We start from the raw sequence: 18,711 nt of genomic DNA, 5'->3' as shown, positions 1-18,711 counted from the left end.
CCTGGTTCTGTGGGGGTGGGGTTGTCAATTGGATAACCCCTCTACCCGGTGACAAACAATTAAGAAGTATGCTGAATAATTGGAAATAATAGATAAGGCTAAAAAATTGCTATAATGACAAAACGGTTTTCCTTTAGTAAGGGAAGTATTTTACATTATCTAATAGTTCCTTGACAGATAATTGTAATATGGTTATGTTGAGCACCATAATTTTTACTCAGATACCAATAAAGCAATATTAAGTATCAGTTGTGCAAATCTCCGGATATTATATCTTTAATTTCATTCCAATAAACCCTTTCTATTGAAAGCGTTTTCGCCGTAACGGGCAGTAAATAAATTTGTATCAAAAAAATAGATTTAAGAAAGTTAGAAGGATCAGAGCTTAAACTAAATTTCAGCAAAGACGAGTAACTTTACTCAAGAATACCGGTATTTTAAGTTGGAAATACCCATTTTTGAAGCAATTATTAGCTGAAAATTAATTTTTATAAAATAAAATCCTGCTTCCATAAAAATATTTTATTTTTTTTGAAAAAATTTTCCGAAAACGCTCTTCGTCCCCATATATATAGTTAAAAGTTTTTGTGTGTATGTGGAATGATGTGTATGTCTGAACCGGCTCTCTTTAAAATATTTCTGAGAAAGTCAATTGGTAGAAATACCTAATTATTAATTTAAAAATCAGTAAAAGTACTGATTGACTGAATAGAATAAACATCCTATTTTAAGCGCGGAATAAGAATTAATGTTCCTCAAGTGAGGAACGGACAACTATTGCTCTGATTTTTGATTCGAAGATTTAGATTGTATATAACTGCCTAATTCAAGTATAACTTAAGGAAGTCATACTAGGATAAACCATTAGGAGGAATTCATCATGGTTAGATTAAACGCTGTACTGGCAATTCTCTTTATTACATCTCTTATCTCAGCTCAACAGGCTCAGTTTACACCTTTTTCTAGTCAGGCTTATTCAGTTGACCATTTTACAGGTGAGGTCTATTGCAGAGACTGGGTGAGCTGGGCTGTATTGAAGTTAGACCCCAAAACAAAAGTAATTACCGAGACAGATCTTCCATCTGTGCCTATTTTTGCAAACAAATCGCATATTGGCATTGTCTACGACTTCGGGACTAAGGACGTATATCGATATGATTTCGAGACAAAAAGTAGAACTTTGATTATAGATAGTCTGAATATTGACCAAGACTTACTTGTTGGATCATTTTCTCCTGATGACAAGAAGTTTGTTCTGGCAGACTTTGAATACAACTTCACTACAGGGAAGCTCTATGAAAGGAGTAATGTGAATGATAGGAGCAAAACATTTTGGAGCAGTGACAGTAGTCTGATAATATTTAATCAGGACCGGAATATTTATCATTATTATCCTGAATCAAGGAAAGTAGATACACTCGTTGCATTTTCTGAATTCTATCCTCAAGTAACCGATATAGCATATAATAGCAAACTCAAAAAGTTGTTCTACTCTACAATAGAAGCTTCGTATAATTTACTTTTACATGAATTTGACATCGGAACACGCAAAGATTCAGGGATTTACGACATGATAAAAGTTGAAGGCAGATCATTAGCAAAGCAATTTATTTCACTCTCGTGGTCCCCCGATGAAAAGATGCTTGCCTTTATTGGTCTTTATGCTACACAAAGCGATGCAGACTTGTATGTCTATCACGCTGATTCAGCCAAGGTATTCAAATTGACAAATGATTTAAACAATGCAGGGAAAAAGTATTATTTGAATTGGCTGGACAACAAAACATTCATATTTCAGAATGCAACTGAAGCTCGTGTATTATACAGCTATACACTGTCTTCAGATATAACGGATGTCAAAATAAAGAAACAAGTTCCAAGCAGTTACTCATTTTCAAATTATCCTAACCCATTTAATAGTAGTACAATATTCTGTTTTGCCGTTCCTGAAAGGTGCAGCCCCGAGCTTTCGATCTACAATTCCCTTGGCCAAAAGGTAAAAACCTTCTATACCGGAACAGTTGAAAAGGGAAGCACTGAAAGAATTTCATGGAACGGAACAGATGAGAGAGGAAGAGGAGTAAGTTCTGGCATTTACTATGCCTTACTTAATATAGACGCGCAGGGAAATAAAAATTCTCAGGCAATTAAACTCATTCTCATCAAATAATTTGGGAGTTCGCATGAAAAAATCATTAATTGTAATTCTCAGTTTCCTTCTTTTCAATGCTCTATATGGACAGTATACCGGATATTCCCCCGATATTGTTCTTAAACTTAATACCGGGAGCCAGCAAACCTTGGCGACTACTGCCACGGCGTATGTGTCAAGCGTCAATCTGACAGGTAATTTTAATGAGCTTATAATTGTAGTTGGTTTTCCTGACAGGACTCATTCCTATCCGCGGCTTACAAACGATGCGGAATTTCCTCTGCTTGGAGCATTCCCCGATGGAACTCTGCTATCAGACTATATTAATTCCCATGGTGGCAGTATATCCGCAGACGAGTGGTACAGACCAGCATTGACTGATTTTTTCAGTAATCAATCCGGAGGACTTTACACAGTAAACTTTAGCTGCCCTAAGCAAGCTAATGGTGATCCATATTTAACAACAAGAACATTTGCGGGTTATATTGCTGATAATGGCTCTGGAGTCAGTGTTGTGAAAAGCAAAAATACTAATATTGCTTCAGATATTGTCAATAATGTCTACAATGCCAACCCATCCTTGTTCAATAATGTAAAAGCCCTTCATCTTGTTTTTACGGGAATTACGCAGGATGAATTTTATCATGAGCATGGAGGTTTTGTTGACCCGGGAAACACATACACTATCACTTCATCTGTAACCGGAGCAGTTATTTTTAACGGTCCGATTGACTTTCAGATGAGCATGGGTGCAATTGCTCACGAAAGAATGCACATGATAGGTGCAATTTCCGGCTCTCCTTCCGGATTTAAGGGATTTCCTGATAGAGGATATGATGAAGTAGTAGACTACAGTTACGACCATTGTAATTTGCTTTGGAACTATGATATAATGTATCACAATGCCTCTATACCTGAGCAACATTCACTTTATGGGCTTCCGCCAATTACATCACATGACCTGATTTTCCTGGGATGGATAAGGCCTGAGGAAATACTAACTGTAAATGCGTCAACCGTTAGGAATGTTGATTTCTCAACTATAAAGTTGTCCGATATTAACGTTCCGCTAACTTCGACACAGATTTCAAACGGATATAGAAGAATCATCAAAGTAATGATAAATGAGAATCATACTGGCGATCGGGATGAGTACTTCTTAATTGAGTACCACAAAGCTACGGGATTTGACAAAAATTTTGCAAACTATGACGAGTATGCTCAAAGCGGCTATAACAAAGGAATTTTGGTATGGCATATCAAAGAGATTCAGGATGCGATAACAGCGTATGCCGATAATCTGATCGATCTCGAAACCGCGGTTCCTTATAACGGCTCTTTTGGCTATCCGATTCCGGATGACAGCTATCCCAGAGGATCATATACCCGATCGGGAAACTGGAACGGGCAGAGAGCCGGTGATTTTGATTATCTGGATGACGATAGATGTAGTTACGTCAGTGGTACTTATGTTCCTAAAGGAGGTTGGGTGTTCAATAACATGCCGGATGGAGGGCGTACATTATGGGAAGTCACTACATATTCACCGACAAGAACTTGGGGCTGGTGGCCAACTGATCCGAATCTGCCAAGAGGTAATGTATTCAAAAGACTTTCAAGCTTAAAAAGCGATTTCTTTACAGATGAAGTGATAAAAGGAGTTGTTACCAATAAGATGACAGAGGCTACAAGGCCTTCAACAAAGGATTGGGGCGGTGCTCTTAAGCATATAGCTATAACAAATATGATAAGAGAAAATGATTACATGAAGCTTAATGTTTTTTATAATTATTTTGCCAGCACCAATACTACACTAAGCGGAAATGTTACTTTTGAAAGTGATGCTTACGTTCCCCTTGGCTCCACACTTTCAATTGCCTCTGGAGCCACAGTTACCTTCAAAAATGGTGCTTCACTTATTGTGAACGGTACTTTGATTGCAAATGCCGGTAACATTACCTTCCAGAGAGGCGAAACTACAGGCCGCTGGGGTAATATTGTTTTTGATGGAGCAGGAGCTGCAAATTCAGAACTTAATAATATGACTTTGAATGACGGGACTGAAATCCGCTGCCTTAACGGGGCAAATGTTAAGATCTGGAACTCTTATTTTACCAACTTTAAAAATGGAATTTATGTTTATAATTCTCAGCCGGAAATAATGGGAAATCATATTATTAATCCTCTCGAGAATGGAATCTATGGGGAAGCTTCAGCTGCATCACCATTTATTTTGGATAACGTTATAACCAAAGACGCTTCTTCACCGCAGTACCATCACTATCAGGGGTTATTCTTTCTAAATAACTCATCTCCGTATATCGCCCACAATGATGTAAGCGGATTTGATTGGGGCCTGTATGCTGGGGGAAGTACTTATGTTTATTTTACGGACAATAGTCTTAGTACTTTCTGTCCTAATAATCGGTTTAGAGATAACAGGGTCGGCTTTGCTTCGGGTTGGGGAAGCTTTGTTTATGCTGGTTCTGAAGGTGTAGCAGGCTGGTACAATACTATTATGGACAACACTAACTATGATGCTTATTCATATGAAAGTAGTTGGATCCTTGCGCAAAGTAATTATTGGGGGGGAGTAGAACCAAAAACTTACAAAGATTATGATTCATATTTGGAGATATATGATAATATAGAAGAAGACCCATGGGAAGGAGGGGCAATCCCATATGTATTACGAGCCGAAAGTTCTGCTGGAAAAAAGACTTCTATGAATAAAACAAATTTAAATGATTCGGAAAACATTCCTTTTAACCTGCTTGAAGGAGTTAAGCTTGAGAAGGCCGGAAAGCTTGACGATGCTATCGCATGGTACAAGACTCTTGTAAATTCTGAGAAGAATCAGCCTTTTGCCATGACTGAACTAATGCGAATAAAGAACAAATATTCCAGAGCCGACATCTTAAGCTATATGGAAGGGCTCACAAAAGTAAAGAAGAATTCCTACCTGCTGAAGCTGCTTGGAGATAACTATCTTCAGAATAATGAGTTTGACAAGGCCATTGCATGGTTTGACAACGCTATCAGTTCGTCAGCAAGTGAAAAAGAGGCTCTTGATGCCAGGTTCTCAAAACTCTTTGCATTTATAAACGTGAAGAAAGACCTTGGAAAAGCCCAGGAAATTCTTTCAGACATAAAAAAAGGTAAAGTTTCAGACTTCTATTTCTCCTCAAGAATTAAAATAGCAGAAAATCTGATGAATGATCCTTCGGCTTATTCCATGAATAAAGGCGAAAAGCAGGAAAAATACGGTCAGTCTTCAGAGAACAGCGGAATAGTCACTGAATATGCGTTATCTCAAAACTACCCAAATCCATTTAACCCGTCAACTGTCATAAATTATGATATTCCCAAGGCTTCAAAGGTAAGCCTCAGGGTTTATGATATTTTGGGAAAGGAAATTGCAGCCCTTGTGGACGGATACAAAGAAATGGGAAGGTATTCAGTTCAGTTCAACGCTTCAAGTCTGCCTAGCGGAATGTACATATATGAAATCCGTGCAAATAACTTCATTAAAAGTGGAAAGATGCTACTGTTAAAGTAATTACACTTAAAAGTAAATCGGCCATGGCGGAAGCTCCATTTATGGGGCTTCTGCCTGATCTTTAGATCTCTGATACTACAATATACCGGCGTAGTATTAATACTACGGGGGGTATTAATACCCCCGATTTTCCTCAAAAATCCAGGCTGGCTGCTGCTCATCAAAAAAAAAATCATTTTTAAGTGCTTGATATAAATGTACTTAGAGTGGAATTAGCCCGCCAATTAAAAATGTAGTATCCGTCCCCATTGCGACTTATTGTAAAACCCTTAAATTTTATGCCTGATTATTAGGAAGTTGCTAAGATTGCAAAAACATCTATGCAAATCCCGGCTACTGTTCCAACAATGGAAATTTAGAGTTACTGTTCTTAATCAGGATGATTATAATATGATAATATTAAGGACTCTGTCATATATCAAGCTCCATTTGAGTTAACAACAGGATACTCGAACTGGCAAACTATCAACCTTGATAAGCCCGTTCTTATTAAAATCAAAAGTGCTTTTATATAACGGGCCTAGAGCTTTTCCTGGGGATAGTCTCATCTATGAATTTTAATAACGAAATATTAAATCAGTTCCTTTTATGGAGTAACCCAAAACCTGTATGGTATGAAAGCGCATACTTTTATTTTGCTATTAAGGCTGTTCTTGAAAGGCAGACAAGCGGGGTAGATGATAAAGGGGTTCATAAATTCAGCACTTACGGCTTATTTCAGAACTATCCCAACCCCTTCAATTCAGAGACAATCATTCAATATAATCTTCCTATGGATGACCAGGTTAAAATTGAGGCAATAGATCTCTTGGGGCGTGTTGTAAAGGAACTTTACAGCGGATTTCAGAAATCCGGAGAGCACAAGCTCAGTTTCCATGCCGAAGGCCTCTCCGGTGGAATTTATTTCATCAGAATGCTAACACCTTCATTTTCAGATATAAAGAAAATGGTGTACCTAAAATAACCTTCAACAATCACTTGTAAAAAAAAGAGATATGGACTTGGAACTGTTTTTGAAAATGCTGTTTCGTAACACACACATCAGTTACTCCTAATATGGGAAAGAATAAATTAAATACTTCTTTTGATAAATTTATTAAAAATATTTTGCAGGAGTTAAAATTGAATACACCTAATTTGAAATCTTTAAGTATTCCATTTCTTTTCATACTGATATTTATTTTTTCAGGCTGCGCAGAAAAACAAGTAATTCAAATTGAGGAAAAGGCAATGTGTGAACAAGAAAAGTTTGGTTTTGAAAAACTAAAACAAGTTACTCATTGTGATAATGACACGTGTATTACAAACCCAGAGATTCGTATATGGAATAAGCCATTTCAGATAGGTGATACGATTATGATTTCTGTATCTGCCAAGTTTACCAGTTTCGATGAACCATTAATTTATGGTAAACCCGTTTATGTCTCTATTAAAAGCGGTAGCGGCGACCAGGAAACATTTTTATTAGATGGGAAATCTCTACCCGGGGAAACTAGACTAGTCGGTATACAAATTTTCAGAATTATAATCCCTTATAGTGTTGACCATTCCAATCCTCCGGTTTTGGGGAATAATCTCCTTGAAATCAGGCCAACCGGCGATACTCTAATAGCATCGTATAGATCTTACTGTACTAATGCCGTTGTTGAAGATACGGCAGTTATTATCCCAAAATAATTTCAATTAACAAGAGATCAAGTTGACGCGCATACTAATACCATTCAGAATTGTGCTTATGGGTTTTGGACAGAATCTTACTCGAATCTCAATTTTTGGTAAAGACTACAGTGCTTATGCATTTGCAACCAATAATGTTGTACAAAATTGCCCTTTTGGACTGATAGCTAATGCCAACAGTATAATAGATGCCGGAAGTAGTGTGTACGATGGGTTTGCAGCATGTCATAATAAAATTACGGAATTTACAAATTATGCGCTGCAGGCAATGTCTTATTCTACTATATATGCCGAGAAGAATTTTTGGGGTTATAACATGGACCCTTCAAAGTACAACGATGCTACTTCCTCAATAGTTTGGAATCATAGTAATAATTGGGACGGAGGACCAGGATATAATAAAGCTGCACTGACTGGTATTCCTTCTGGTGATGATGAAGACGGTGTAATTGGGCAATCATTAGTCCTAATTGATAAAAAAGACTACAATTCTGCTAAAAAGATTTTGAGATCAATAATTGACAAAGGTTCAATTAAAGCACTTAATCCACTACTAAAGTTATTCTTTAGTGCCAACGATCCCGAAATTCAAACCTATCTCGAAAATATTTCGGCAAATGCTCCTGACAAGAAAAATTCAGCTTCGTATAAAGAGGCTCTCCTAAAACTATATTATGGAGTAGGAGAATATAAATCGGCGCTTGGCTTAGCTTTGATATTCCCCAGGCTTCAAAGGTAAGCCTGAGAGTCTATGATATTCTCGGTAAGGAAGTTGCAACCCTTGTAGACGGATATAAGGAAATGGGAAGGTATTCAGTTCAGTTCAATGCAAAGGATATCCCAAGCGGAATGTGCATATATGAAATCCGTGCAAATAATTTCATCAGAAGCGGAAAGATGCTCCTGTTAAAGTAATTACCCACTAAGCAATGCAGCCATGGCAGGAGCTCTCCTTTTATGGAGGCTTCTGCCTGGTCCAAAATGTTCAATCTGTGTCCTTTACTCTTAGTATTGTTTTTTTTAGCTTTCAGCAGCAATTTTTTTCAGGCTATGAAATTATCCCAAATAATATTCTATATTTCAATTACTATCTGGCTGCTGCCGCCCCTTAAACAGTTCAGGGGTAAGTTTTTCTACTATTTCCTCATCCAGGCCATTTCAGACCCCGTGGCTTGGGCTCTGGTTGAGCTTCATTATTATAACCTCCCGTTTTACGTGGCTAAAGATTTATTTTTAATATTGTGCCTGTGGAACCAAAAGGAGACGATAAGAAAAGTTTATGTGATAATTCCGGTCCTGTTGCTAATTCATTATCTGATATATGGAATTGACTTCAAAATTTTAGCACTCCTCATTTCTGTAGCCCAAATAGGCGTCCTTTATTTTATATTTAAAATGGCAACAGATGATATGCTTGAATTGAAACGGGTCAAGATCTTTTATATTGTTATTATACTATATGAGCTGTCGGTAATATTGAAATTTATCATATCAATTACTTCGATAAATTTGGGGATGGTTTATTTTTACGTGACTACAGCTTTTGAAATCCTTCTCGGCATCTTCTTCATTTTTGTGAGCGAAAGGAATGAAAGATTTTCAATCGCTATCCCGGAAAGGAACAAGGCTGCGGCGTGATTGAGGAGAATTGGGCGTAGGCTTCTTTTTGTCTTACATGGGGCCCCTCCAGGGCCCGGAGATGTCTGTGCATCGCTCTGCTATAGACAGAACACACCTTCGGTTTTTAATAACTGCGTAATTCTAAATTCTATGCATTCATTTTTCCGTCATTCTATGCTTCCATTTTTCCGTCGGACGTCGGACGTCGGACGTCGGACCTTCCGCTCCTACTTCTCCATCTCATCAATCCTGCAGACTGACTTGTAATCACAGTAGCGGCAGACTTTCGCCTCACGGTCCTTTAGGCCCGACAGGTTGAACCTTCCCTTAGATATATTCTCAATGTACTTTTCTATGCTCTCTTCACACGCCTTGATCAGATCGCTGTTTATAAGAACCGCTTCCTGCTTCTCCTCTTCACTTAATTCACAGAATGCCCGGCTCGTCTTGAACGTTACGGCAATCTTGCCGAACTCATCCGACTTGTACTTTAATGAGTATATGTACGCCGCAACGGGCTTGTAATCTTCATCGTAAAGCGACTTCAGCATCTCTGAGGCCGCATACATGTACAACGGAAGCTGAAGCGAAAGCCCTTCTTTTAATTCATCGCGGCTAGGCTTCTTGCCGTTTAATTTGTAATCCACTACTGAAAAAATTCCGGCGGCTTCGTTGATGTCAATCCTGTCTATCTTGCCGCGGACCTTGTTCTTACCAATGGTAAACGTCCTTGCGCCTGAAAGCGTCTCGTCTTTTTCATCTCCTGAAACGGCTCCGAAATTGACTTCAAAAAACTTTGGCGTTAGCCCAAGTGTGTCACTTCTTTCGGCTTCAAGAAATTTATACAAAATTGAATTCTTCCTTACTCCGTCAATTCCCGTTATCCTTTCTTTTTCGTAGAACGACATGGGGGAGTATAAGGCCGCTTCTTTAATCTTGTCTTCCGCAATTTCAAAAATCATGTCTTCAGCCTGGCAGAACTCCTCATCCCTGCAGCCTGAAAGCCTGATCCCTTTTTTTGTAAGCCTCGAGTAAAATTCATACAGTATCGAATGCAAAAGCGATCCCAGCTCGAATGATTCAATGTCCTCCGAAGGCTCCTTTATTACCTCGATGCCTAAGATCCTGCTAAGGAAATACTGGAAGGGGCAGAGTGCGTATTTCTCCAGCTGCGTAATTGAATACTGGGCATCTTTTGACTTAAGCAGAGTTTCAAGCGCTCCTTCTGAAATCCCGGGCGCGGGTAAACATTCCGCCCCGTCTTCACTACCCGGGTTAAGTATTCCCGTAAAAGCGGTTTCCCTGAAGGGATCCTTAATCCTGAGTGAATTGACCTTTATGGAATTATCCAGATGCTCCCAGTTAAAACGCCCGTCAAGCGAAGGGAATGCTTTCCTTATTTCAGCAATCCCGGCTTTTCCCGTAAGCTTCAGCAGCTCTTCCCTTGAATAAATAAGATCCTTATAATCCTCTTCTGTCTTATTACCGGTCTCAAAGAGTGTACAGAACTCCTTTAAGAAGCTCGACTCAATCAGCTCCTTCGACTCTTCCTTTGAAGGGAAGCTTAAGTAAAGCCCTTTCTCCCACGTGCAGAGCGACTGGTAAAACCTGTAGCGCTCCTCTGTCTGATGCACCATCTCGTTTTTGGAATACGAGCCCGAGAAAAATATCTCAGGACTGTAGCGCGTGGGGAGGTCGCCGTCCGAAAGCCCCGAAATAAAAAGGTAATCGAACCTGAGCCCCCTAATTTCATTCAGCGTTGTAACCAGCACGCCGTAGTTGGACTTCTCCTGCACGTTGAACCTTGCCGAAGTGACTGCGGTACGGATCTTCTCCAGGAAGAATTTCAGCGGGAAACGCTCGGTCTTTGAATACTCTTTTTCATAGAGCTCAAAGACTTCCGATATGGTGTCAAGAAAAGTCGAGATGGCTTTGATGTTCTCTTCCTGGCGGCTGCTCTGGCGGTTAAGTATGCGCTTCGGGAGCTCCAGAACCTCAATTAGCCTGCGGAATTCCACCATGAACTCCTTAAGCGTCATCTTCCTGTCGAACGGGCTTAAAAGCTCGTGCAGGAGCCTGATGTCGCTTAAGGCCTTCTTATAGGACTGCTTTTCCTTCTCAAGAAATGGGTCGAAGGCGCCTCCGCTCTGCTCAATTGCAAGCACTGCCTCTTTCAGTCGTCCGGTCCAGGAATCGTACCCTGCAACAATCTTCTGCCTGGCTGCAGCCTTCATCAGGTTTGAAAGGCTTATTTTATCAAAATTAAGGAAGCTCCCGCTTAGGGCGCGGAAGATGTTCTTGAAGTAAAAATCATTTTCCAGCACTTCCAGGAAGTTTATTATGGCAATAATCGGGGTCGAGTTCTCAAGCCAGATCCTGTCCGTAAGGTTAAAGGGGATGCCGTAGTTCGAGAAAATGTCCCTTATTAAAGGCGAGTACTTTTCAATTAAGTTAAAGGCAACGCACACCCTGTGCGGCTCGGTTTTTCCATCCAGGAGCAGGTTCTTGATCTCCTTGGCTACAATTTCAATTTCCTTTTCACGCCCCGGGGCTTCAAGGCGTGTAATGAGGCCTTTATACTTTGCTGCCGGCACATTAGGCTGACGTTCAAAAAGGCTTTCTTTTATATAGTCCCTGAAGTCGCCTAAGTGAACGCTTGCCCTGTCGGTTACAATGTTAAACCCTTTTGACAAGAGCCTGTTATAGCACTCCTTAAGGTGCGAGAAGATAAGGTTATTAAATGAGTAATAGTCGAAGTTGATGAATGCTTTTGCGTTCTTAACAAGGGAAAGAGAATTTATTATCTCCGTCTCGGGGTTTGTAAACTCATCGAACCCGTTTATGATTATGAGATTAACCTCGGGGTAGAACGAGCGGAAAGCCTCCTGGAATTCCTCTTTGGTAAACTCATTCAGCTCGGCATATATGTCGCCCGTTTCCTTGGCCATAAGCTTATTGCAGTTGGCCATGAACTTTTCGTAAATGTTAGCAATGTCGAGCGCCTTGCTGGCCTCGGCGCCTGAGCACTTGTCTGCCTCCTGCCTTAGAAGGTCTGGCGTAATGCCGTGCCTCTTGTATTCTGAAATTACGTTGTGCACCCTTTGAAGCGTGCCCGGGGGGATCTCGTGCTTATAGCCCGAAAAGTAGCATAGCCTTGTTTCGGCCACGCTCTGCTTTAAGAGCACGGCCGAGGCGGCCTCGCTTACAGGGCTGAACTTAACTTTATGCGAAAGAAGCCTTGTTGAAAGCGTCCCGATAGTCTCAATATTAATACTTCCCGCCGCCTTGCCGGGCGTAAGGCTTACCAGCTCTTTTTTGTATATCCTGGCTTTCCTGTTAGTAGGAACTATTAAAAGCATCTCGTTCAGCTTTGCTTCCCGGAGCTTTTCACTGATCAGTTCATCTACGTTAACGGCGGTAATATTTTCTTTGGTTAATATCATTACGCTGATTTTTAGTCTGAATAGGCTGAGTTATGGCTTTGTCTGTTTTGCCTTCTTTTCCTTCGCCTTCATGAGGTTTCTGTAAGAGCTCCTGATCTGGCTGTCGAAGTCCAGGCCGAGCGTTTTTACCATATGGTCAAAGCGCTTCTGCGCGTCCTTTTTTCCGCCCAAGACCAGCGTCTCCAGCTCCAGGAAATACCCAAGCCCTTTTACCTTATCCAGGTGTATCCTTGTATTGTCGTAAAGCCAGAGCTCTCTTTTTTTCTCAACAATTGTCTCGGTTTTTAATATATTATCGAAAAAACCTGGCACTTTTTTGCCCGAGAGGAGTATAACTTCATAGTTCGACCAGCGTGTTTCACCCGATTCAACGCGGTTATACTTTATGAGCTCTATCCTGTCGTTCTTAATGATCCTCATCTTCAGCAGGCAGGAGGGCGATTTATAATATATATCTTTCTGATTGAGAATTCCCTTGAATTCGGCCCCGATCTCCTGTAAAATGGATTTTACTTTTTTGTGGGACGGCAGTGCAACTTTAATTTCGAGGTTTACAGGCATTGTTCTTCGTTGGTTTTAATTTAAATAATTTTGTAACTTAGCTCTTTATCTTAAAAAAGCACCGCTAAGTTATCATTTATCATATTGACATGTATATTCTTTTGTGTTTAAAATACAATAAAAGCAAAGAAGTATGAAGAAAATATTTTTTATAATTTTGTTTCTGCCGCTTCTGTCACTGAAGGCTCAGAAGCTGGGCGAAATGGCTCCTGAAAAACCGCTGGAAAAATTCCCAAGGAATTCCTGGGGCGTCGATTTTATGTTCGGCGAAGGGGGCTTCGGTCTTGGCACTTTCTACCGCCACGACCTGAACAATACGCTTACCGGGTTTGTTGACTTTTCAATGTCTGAGGCTAAAGATGATCAGGAAATTGAGTATTACGACTATTATACCCAGCAGTACGTTACAGTCAACAAGAAGAACAGGGTATTCCTCCTGCCTTTGAATTTCGGGCTTCAGCAGAGGCTCTTTGAGAACTCAATAACCGAGAACCTGCGCCCCTATGTTAACTTCGGCGTGGGCCCTACGCTCGTCCTTACAACGCCATACGAAAAGGAGTTCTTCAGCTCCTTCGGCAGCGCACAGGCAAAATATACTGCCGGCGGTTACGTGGGGCTTGGGGCAAATTTCGGCCTGGATAAATCCAGCCTGCTCGGAATTAACCTGAGATACTACGTAATCCATTTCTTTAATAATGGCGTTGAGAGCCTGGACGGCAAGTTCCAGAAGAATCTGGGAGGATTTTACCTGACTATTAATCTCGGAATCATGTATTGAAAAACTCAATCCCCCCTTTCAAAGGCTTCAGCCAGGATGCCTTTGATTTTCTTTCGGAATTAAGGGATAATAACAACCTTGCGTGGTTCAATTCTAACCGCGAACGCTACCAGAATTCGCTCGTCGTGCCTGCGCGGTCGTTTATTACGGAAATGGCGCAGTTCTTTAACCGCCTTTATCCCGCAATCAGAACCGAACCCAAGTTTAATGAAACTATCATGAGAATAAACAAGGACCTGAGGTTCTCAAAAGGGGAGCCTTACAGGGACTATCTTCTCATTCACTTCGGCCGCTTTAAGATGGACAGCGAGTTTTACGTCTCTTTTGAGGCAGGCTCATTCGACATGGGGCTGTTCATCAACAACTCCCCTAAAGACCCCAATTTCTGCTTCAGGCAAAACCTTGAACATCATACAAAAGAGTTCTTGAACCTGCTCGATAAATATGAATTAAATTATAACTTTGAACTCTACGAGCTCATTAAAGGTCCGGAAATAATCGATAAACACCTGAACGGGCAGGAACACCTGGGGCTGCTTAAAGACCTGAAAATGATGCTTATACAAAAGTCTTTTTCTCCAAAGGAAAAGATAATTTATTCTCCCGACTTTGTTCTCGAGGCCATGAAAGCCTACTCGCTCCTCTTTCCGGTATACTGCTTTGCGGTCTTCCCGGAGCCGTTAAAAATGATAGAGGAATTTGAAGAACAGTTCGGAGTAATGCTCTGACTGATCCCCGTCCGGATAAACCCATAAATCCTTTTTGAAATCAGTATGGGAATCTTTATATTCAACTAACCCAATATTCAACTAACCAAAAAATCCGGTATTATTACTGAAATTATGGAAAGTGAAATTATAACTTCCACATGGAAGGAAGAAAAAGAAAAAAAGAGAGTCGCATCCAGTTCCTTAATTGCCGCGGTTTTCCTGACGTCTTTTAAGCTCGTTGTAGGAATTTCTACAAACAGTCTGGGTATACTCTCCGAAGCCGCACATTCAGGCCTCGACCTCCTGGCCGCGCTGGTTACCTACGCCGCAATCAGAATGTCAAGCAAACCTGCCGACGAGGAGCATCACTTCGGGCACGGGAAAATGGAAAATATCTCGGCGCTTTTTGAAACCGTTCTGCTCCTTATTACATGCCTCTGGATCATATCGGAAGTCGTAAAAAGGCTTACAGGCGGGCATATGGAAATTGAGGTCAACGTTTGGAGCTTTGTCGTAATACTGACCAGCATGGCTATAGACATCTCGCGGTCCACCGCTCTTAGGAGAATTGCAAAAAAATATAACAGCCAGGCACTCGAGGCCGATGCGCTGCATTTCTCGTCGGACATTTTCAGCTCCGGCGTCGTTCTAATTGGACTTGCCGGCTATGCCTTCGGATTCCATTATGCGGATTCCATAGCGGCTTTAATTGTTGCGGTTATTGTAATATTCATCAGCATCAACCTGGGCAAAAGATCAATTGACGTTCTGCTCGATAAGGCCCCCGAGGGAATTAAGGAAAGGGTTTCTAAAATCATCTCCGGAATACCTGAAGTCCTGCAGTGGCACGACATAAAAGTAAGAAATTCAGGCGCGCACGTTCTTATTGAACTCAAAATACACGTGGCTCCCGACTTATCCATAAATAAAGCCCACGAGATCTCGCATAAGGTTGAAGAATCTATCTGCAGCGAAATTGAAAGGTGCGAAGTGAACATCCATATCGAACCCGAAGAAACTCTTCACGTAAAAAGGTGGAAGCACAAAAACTGGAGCCGCAGAAAATAACATTAAAAGCGGATTCCGGCGTCAATTCAACTTTCCAGATTATATTATATGAAAACTCTGCTAATACTAATTTATTTTGGTCTTATTATGACAGCGTCGCTTAAAGCACAGGAAAACAGGTTCAGCCAGGACCTCTATAACACATACGAACAGTACAGGGAAAACAGCATTAAGCATAGAAGGATAAAACGTACAGACATCGACTCGCTTATCAGCAGGCTTAAGCAAAACCAGTTTTTTAACGTCAGAACCCTGGGCCATTCCACCGAGGGGCGCGAGATAAACCTCGTCTCTGCGGGAAAAGGAAAAACTACGGTCCTCCTGTGGTCGCAGATGCACGGCGACGAGTCGACTGCAACAATGGCGCTTTTTGACATTTTTAACTTCCTTTCTCAAAGCGACAGCTTCGACCTGGTAAGAAAAGAGATCTTAAGTAAACTTACCCTTTGCTTTATACCGATGCTGAACCCCGACGGCGCCGAACGCTTCCAGAGAAGAAATGCCCTGGAAATTGACATCAACCGCGACGCCGCAATGCTGCAGAGCCCTGAATCTGTTATCCTTAAAGGGATAAGGGACTCTCTTAATGCCGACTTCGGCTTTAACCTTCACGACCAGAGCACCAGGCATTCCGTAGGAAGGAGCTATAAATCGGCCGCGCTGTCATTCCTGGCCCCTCCTGTAGACTACGAAAGGAGCGTTAACCCGGTAAGGGAAAGGGCAATGAAGCTGATTGTAAATATGTTTACTGAGCTCTCGAACTTTATTCCCGGCCATATGGCAAAGTACCCCGATGACTTTGAGCCCCGGGCTTTCGGCGACAATATACAGAAGTGGGGAACCAGCACAATCCTTATCGAGTCCGGAGGCTGGCATACCGATTACGAAAAACAGTTCATAAGAAAAATGAACTATACAGGACTTTTATCCTCCATCCTCAGCATTGCAACCGGAAGCTACAAGACAAGGGAAACAGGGGACTACTATAAAATTCCGGACAATGCGGATTTTGTTTTTGACCTCCTTTTAAGAAACCTCACGCTTAATGTAAACGGCATCACCTACAGGGCCGACCTCGGCATAAACCGCCTGGAGGTTACTTCGGGCCGTAAGTTCTACTACCACGGCATGATTGAAGACATGGGGGACCTTTCAACCTTCTTCGGCTACGAGGAATTTGACTGCAGCAGTATGGAAGCCTTCCCGGGGAAAGTACATCCGGAAGTATTTAAGGATATGGATGAGGTAAAAAAACTTAACTTCCAGGACCTCCTTAAAAATGGCGTTACAGCCCTGAAGGTCAGAAAGGAAAACCTTAAGGGAAGATATTCACCGCTGCCTCTAAACCTTATTGCAGTGGATGAAAACGGTAAGCCTGACCTTCCTGAAGGTGAATTCAGACCCGGCGCCCCGGCAGACTTTGTTATCTATAAAAATGGCAGCGTGCGCTTCGCCGTAATTAACGGCTTCATCTGCGACTTAAAGACCCGGAGCAGCAATGTTATGAATGGACTCATTTTGCAATAGCGTTTGCATTGATAAATCTAAATTTATTTGGTATAATAAACTTAGACACAAGATATAATTAAAGGTTATGGCATCGATAGCAAACTTAAATGTAAGTCCGGATGACAGGCAAAAATATATAGATTTCGAACGTGAAGCTCTGCCTCATATGAATGCGCTCTATAACTTTGCTCTGAGGATGACTGGTAACTCTGACGACGCGGACGACCTGGTGCAGGAGACCCTTCTGAAGGCATTCCGTTTCTTCGACAAATTCGAGAAGGGAACTAATTGCAAAGCATGGCTGTTTAGAATATTAAAAAACTCCTACATCAATGATTACAGGAAACACAGCAAGGAGCCGAGTAAAGTAGACTACGAGGACATTGAGAACTTCTACGAGAACATCAAATCCTCTGACGTGAAGAGTGATCATTTAGTGGAAGATGTTTTTAATAATCTGCTGGATGATGATATCTCTTCGGCTATTTCATCTTTGCCTGAGGATTTCAGGACAGTGATTATACTCAGCGACATTGAGGGTTTTACTTATGAGGAAATTGCCGACTTTGTCGATTGTCCGATAGGAACTGTTAGATCAAGGCTGCACAGGGCTCGCAAGATGCTCTATGTAAGGCTGAATAAATATGCCCGGGAAAGAGGATATGTAAAAAATAATAAATGATGCTTTTTACATACCCTGATTTACCGATGCTTTAGTTAAGATGAAATGTATTAAATGACGTGAGATTCTTGTGGAACAGAGTGAATTATTTGAACAGGTTACTGCGCTTGTAGATAACGAAATAAAAGATCAGGTTGAATTAAAAGAGATCAGACAGAAAATTGAACAGAACGAAGCTTATAAAGCTGAGTTTCTGGTTCAGTCACACATTAAATCCACACTCAGGAACCGCCTGGGTTCTGTGGAAACACCCCCTTATCTCAAAGAACGGATCATCAGTCAGATCCTTCAGGAAATTCCCGTTAGAAAAGAAAAAGTTAAAAAGGAAAAACGAAGCTGGCTTTTCAGCCCCCGCTTCGCCTTTGCCTCCGCCGCAGCCGTAATAATTCTTGCCATAATATTTTTCTTCAAAAGTGACGATAACAACAGCATTGCAAGCCAGCAGAACGGCTTTAACAATATGTTCGTCCAGGCAAAAAGGAATTTCCAGAGCATTGTCGATGGAAAACTTCAGCTCGAGGCCGCAGGAAGCAACACGGATGCATTAAGGCAGTTTTTTAAGGATAAAGGGGTGAAGTTCCGCCCTATGGTGCCGAAGGCAAAGCAGTGGGATTTAATTGGCGCAATTGTTTCTGATGACAACGGCGAAAAGCTCCCTCACAACTTCTACAGGGGTAAAGACGGGAAGCTTGCCTACCTCTATCAGGCAAACGAGGAATGCCTCAAGAAGAAAAAAGTTGTTACGCTCTCAAACGACCTTCTTAAAATGCTCGACGCGGGAAAGAGCTATAAATACAAAGACGGCGACAGGAACTACCTGGTCTGGAAGGAAGACGGCAAAATCTGCGTCCTGGTCTCCAATGAAACCATGGACAAACTGGAAAGCAACTTCCTCACCGCTGAAAAATAGGGGATAGTTTCCCATGCTTATAAGAAATTGAAACAAGAGCAT

The 18,711-nt window shown here is 41.3% G+C and carries 15 protein-coding genes; 13 read left to right on the top strand and 2 right to left on the bottom strand.

What is annotated here, in order from left to right:
* Positions 1-880: 880 nt before the first annotated feature.
* The 7 genes from HF312_19950 to HF312_19920 all read left to right on the top strand — a co-directional run bounded on the left by HF312_19950 (position 881) and on the right by HF312_19920 (position 9,026).
* Positions 881-2,170: a hypothetical protein gene (locus tag HF312_19950; protein ID MCU7522496.1), complete on the top strand. Its 1,290-nt coding sequence runs from the start codon at positions 881-883 to the stop codon at positions 2,168-2,170.
* A 13-nt stretch (positions 2,171-2,183) separates the two neighbouring features.
* Entirely contained in the window at positions 2,184-5,711 is a 3,528-nt protein-coding gene (locus tag HF312_19945; protein MCU7522495.1) for a T9SS type A sorting domain-containing protein, read from the top strand.
* Positions 5,712-6,261: 550 nt separating this feature from the next.
* Entirely contained in the window at positions 6,262-6,675 is a 414-nt protein-coding gene (locus HF312_19940; GenBank protein ID MCU7522494.1) for a T9SS type A sorting domain-containing protein, read from the top strand.
* 92 nt (positions 6,676-6,767) lie between these two features.
* On the top strand, positions 6,768-7,388 hold the full coding sequence (locus HF312_19935) for a hypothetical protein (GenBank protein MCU7522493.1): 621 nt from the start codon (positions 6,768-6,770) through the stop codon (positions 7,386-7,388).
* Positions 7,389-7,410: 22 nt separating this feature from the next.
* The gene (locus HF312_19930; GenBank protein ID MCU7522492.1) at positions 7,411-8,127 is read left to right on the top strand and encodes a hypothetical protein; all 717 of its coding nucleotides are present in this window, start codon (positions 7,411-7,413) and stop codon (positions 8,125-8,127) included.
* Positions 8,082-8,303, top strand: a complete 222-nt coding sequence (locus tag HF312_19925; protein MCU7522491.1) for a T9SS type A sorting domain-containing protein — start codon at positions 8,082-8,084, stop codon at positions 8,301-8,303. Before HF312_19930 ends, HF312_19925 begins: the two co-directional genes overlap by 46 nt.
* A gap of 135 nt (positions 8,304-8,438) precedes the next feature.
* Positions 8,439-9,026: a hypothetical protein gene (locus tag HF312_19920; GenBank protein MCU7522490.1), complete on the top strand. Its 588-nt coding sequence runs from the start codon at positions 8,439-8,441 to the stop codon at positions 9,024-9,026.
* Between the two features lie 209 nt (positions 9,027-9,235).
* On the opposite strand, the gene HF312_19915 is transcribed toward HF312_19920, so the two are convergent.
* Both HF312_19915 and HF312_19910 read right to left on the bottom strand, forming a co-directional pair.
* A complete protein-coding gene (locus tag HF312_19915; protein MCU7522489.1) occupies positions 9,236-12,451 on the bottom strand; it encodes a hypothetical protein in 3,216 nt (1,071 codons plus the stop codon).
* Positions 12,452-12,481: 30 nt separating this feature from the next.
* Positions 12,482-13,012 (bottom strand): class IV adenylate cyclase, encoded by a 531-nt coding sequence (locus HF312_19910; GenBank protein ID MCU7522488.1) that lies wholly within the window; start codon positions 13,010-13,012, stop codon positions 12,482-12,484.
* Positions 13,013-13,145: 133 nt separating this feature from the next.
* On the opposite strand from HF312_19910, the gene HF312_19905 reads away from it, so the two are divergent.
* The 6 genes from HF312_19905 (at position 13,146) to HF312_19880 (ending at position 18,669) form a co-directional block, all read left to right on the top strand.
* The gene (locus tag HF312_19905; GenBank protein MCU7522487.1) at positions 13,146-13,790 is read left to right on the top strand and encodes a hypothetical protein; all 645 of its coding nucleotides are present in this window, start codon (positions 13,146-13,148) and stop codon (positions 13,788-13,790) included.
* Positions 13,787-14,518 carry a DUF2461 domain-containing protein gene (locus HF312_19900; GenBank protein MCU7522486.1) on the top strand — a complete coding sequence of 244 codons (732 nt, stop codon included), beginning with the start codon at positions 13,787-13,789 and terminating at the stop codon, positions 14,516-14,518. The genes HF312_19905 and HF312_19900 overlap by 4 nt, the downstream gene beginning before the upstream one ends.
* A 114-nt stretch (positions 14,519-14,632) precedes the next feature.
* Complete coding sequence (locus HF312_19895) at positions 14,633-15,568, top strand: cation transporter (GenBank protein ID MCU7522485.1); 936 nt, start codon at positions 14,633-14,635, stop codon at positions 15,566-15,568.
* A 48-nt stretch (positions 15,569-15,616) separates the two neighbouring features.
* Positions 15,617-17,095: a peptidase M14 gene (locus HF312_19890; GenBank protein ID MCU7522484.1), complete on the top strand. Its 1,479-nt coding sequence runs from the start codon at positions 15,617-15,619 to the stop codon at positions 17,093-17,095.
* 67 nt (positions 17,096-17,162) lie between these two features.
* Entirely contained in the window at positions 17,163-17,759 is a 597-nt protein-coding gene (locus tag HF312_19885) for a sigma-70 family RNA polymerase sigma factor (protein MCU7522483.1), read from the top strand.
* A 70-nt stretch (positions 17,760-17,829) separates the two neighbouring features.
* A complete protein-coding gene (locus HF312_19880) occupies positions 17,830-18,669 on the top strand; it encodes a hypothetical protein (GenBank protein ID MCU7522482.1) in 840 nt (279 codons plus the stop codon).
* The last annotated feature ends 42 nt before the right edge of the window (positions 18,670-18,711 follow it).

The organism is Ignavibacteria bacterium (genome assembly GCA_025612375.1).
Lineage (GTDB): Bacteria > Bacteroidota > Ignavibacteria > Ignavibacteriales > SURF-24 > JAAXKN01.
This window is presented reverse-complemented; position numbering and strand designations above follow the sequence as displayed.

What these genes read in the sequence shown, in the direction of transcription:
- HF312_19950 (MCU7522496.1), top strand. Translation starts at nt 881, where the DNA reads ATGGTTAGATTAAACGCTGTACTGGCAATTCTCTTTATTACATCTCTT.
- HF312_19945 (MCU7522495.1), top strand. Translation starts at nt 2,184, where the DNA reads ATGAAAAAATCATTAATTGTAATTCTCAGTTTCCTTCTTTTCAATGCT.
- HF312_19940 (MCU7522494.1), top strand. Translation starts at nt 6,262, where the DNA reads ATGAATTTTAATAACGAAATATTAAATCAGTTCCTTTTATGGAGTAAC.
- HF312_19935 (MCU7522493.1), top strand. Translation starts at nt 6,768, where the DNA reads ATGGGAAAGAATAAATTAAATACTTCTTTTGATAAATTTATTAAAAAT.
- HF312_19920 (MCU7522490.1), top strand. Translation starts at nt 8,439, where the DNA reads ATGAAATTATCCCAAATAATATTCTATATTTCAATTACTATCTGGCTG.
- HF312_19915 (MCU7522489.1), bottom strand. Translation starts at nt 12,451, where the DNA reads ATGATATTAACCAAAGAAAATATTACCGCCGTTAACGTAGATGAACTG.
- HF312_19910 (MCU7522488.1), bottom strand. Translation starts at nt 13,012, where the DNA reads ATGCCTGTAAACCTCGAAATTAAAGTTGCACTGCCGTCCCACAAAAAA.
- HF312_19905 (MCU7522487.1), top strand. Translation starts at nt 13,146, where the DNA reads ATGAAGAAAATATTTTTTATAATTTTGTTTCTGCCGCTTCTGTCACTG.
- HF312_19895 (MCU7522485.1), top strand. Translation starts at nt 14,633, where the DNA reads ATGGAAAGTGAAATTATAACTTCCACATGGAAGGAAGAAAAAGAAAAA.
- HF312_19890 (MCU7522484.1), top strand. Translation starts at nt 15,617, where the DNA reads ATGAAAACTCTGCTAATACTAATTTATTTTGGTCTTATTATGACAGCG.
- HF312_19885 (MCU7522483.1), top strand. Translation starts at nt 17,163, where the DNA reads ATGGCATCGATAGCAAACTTAAATGTAAGTCCGGATGACAGGCAAAAA.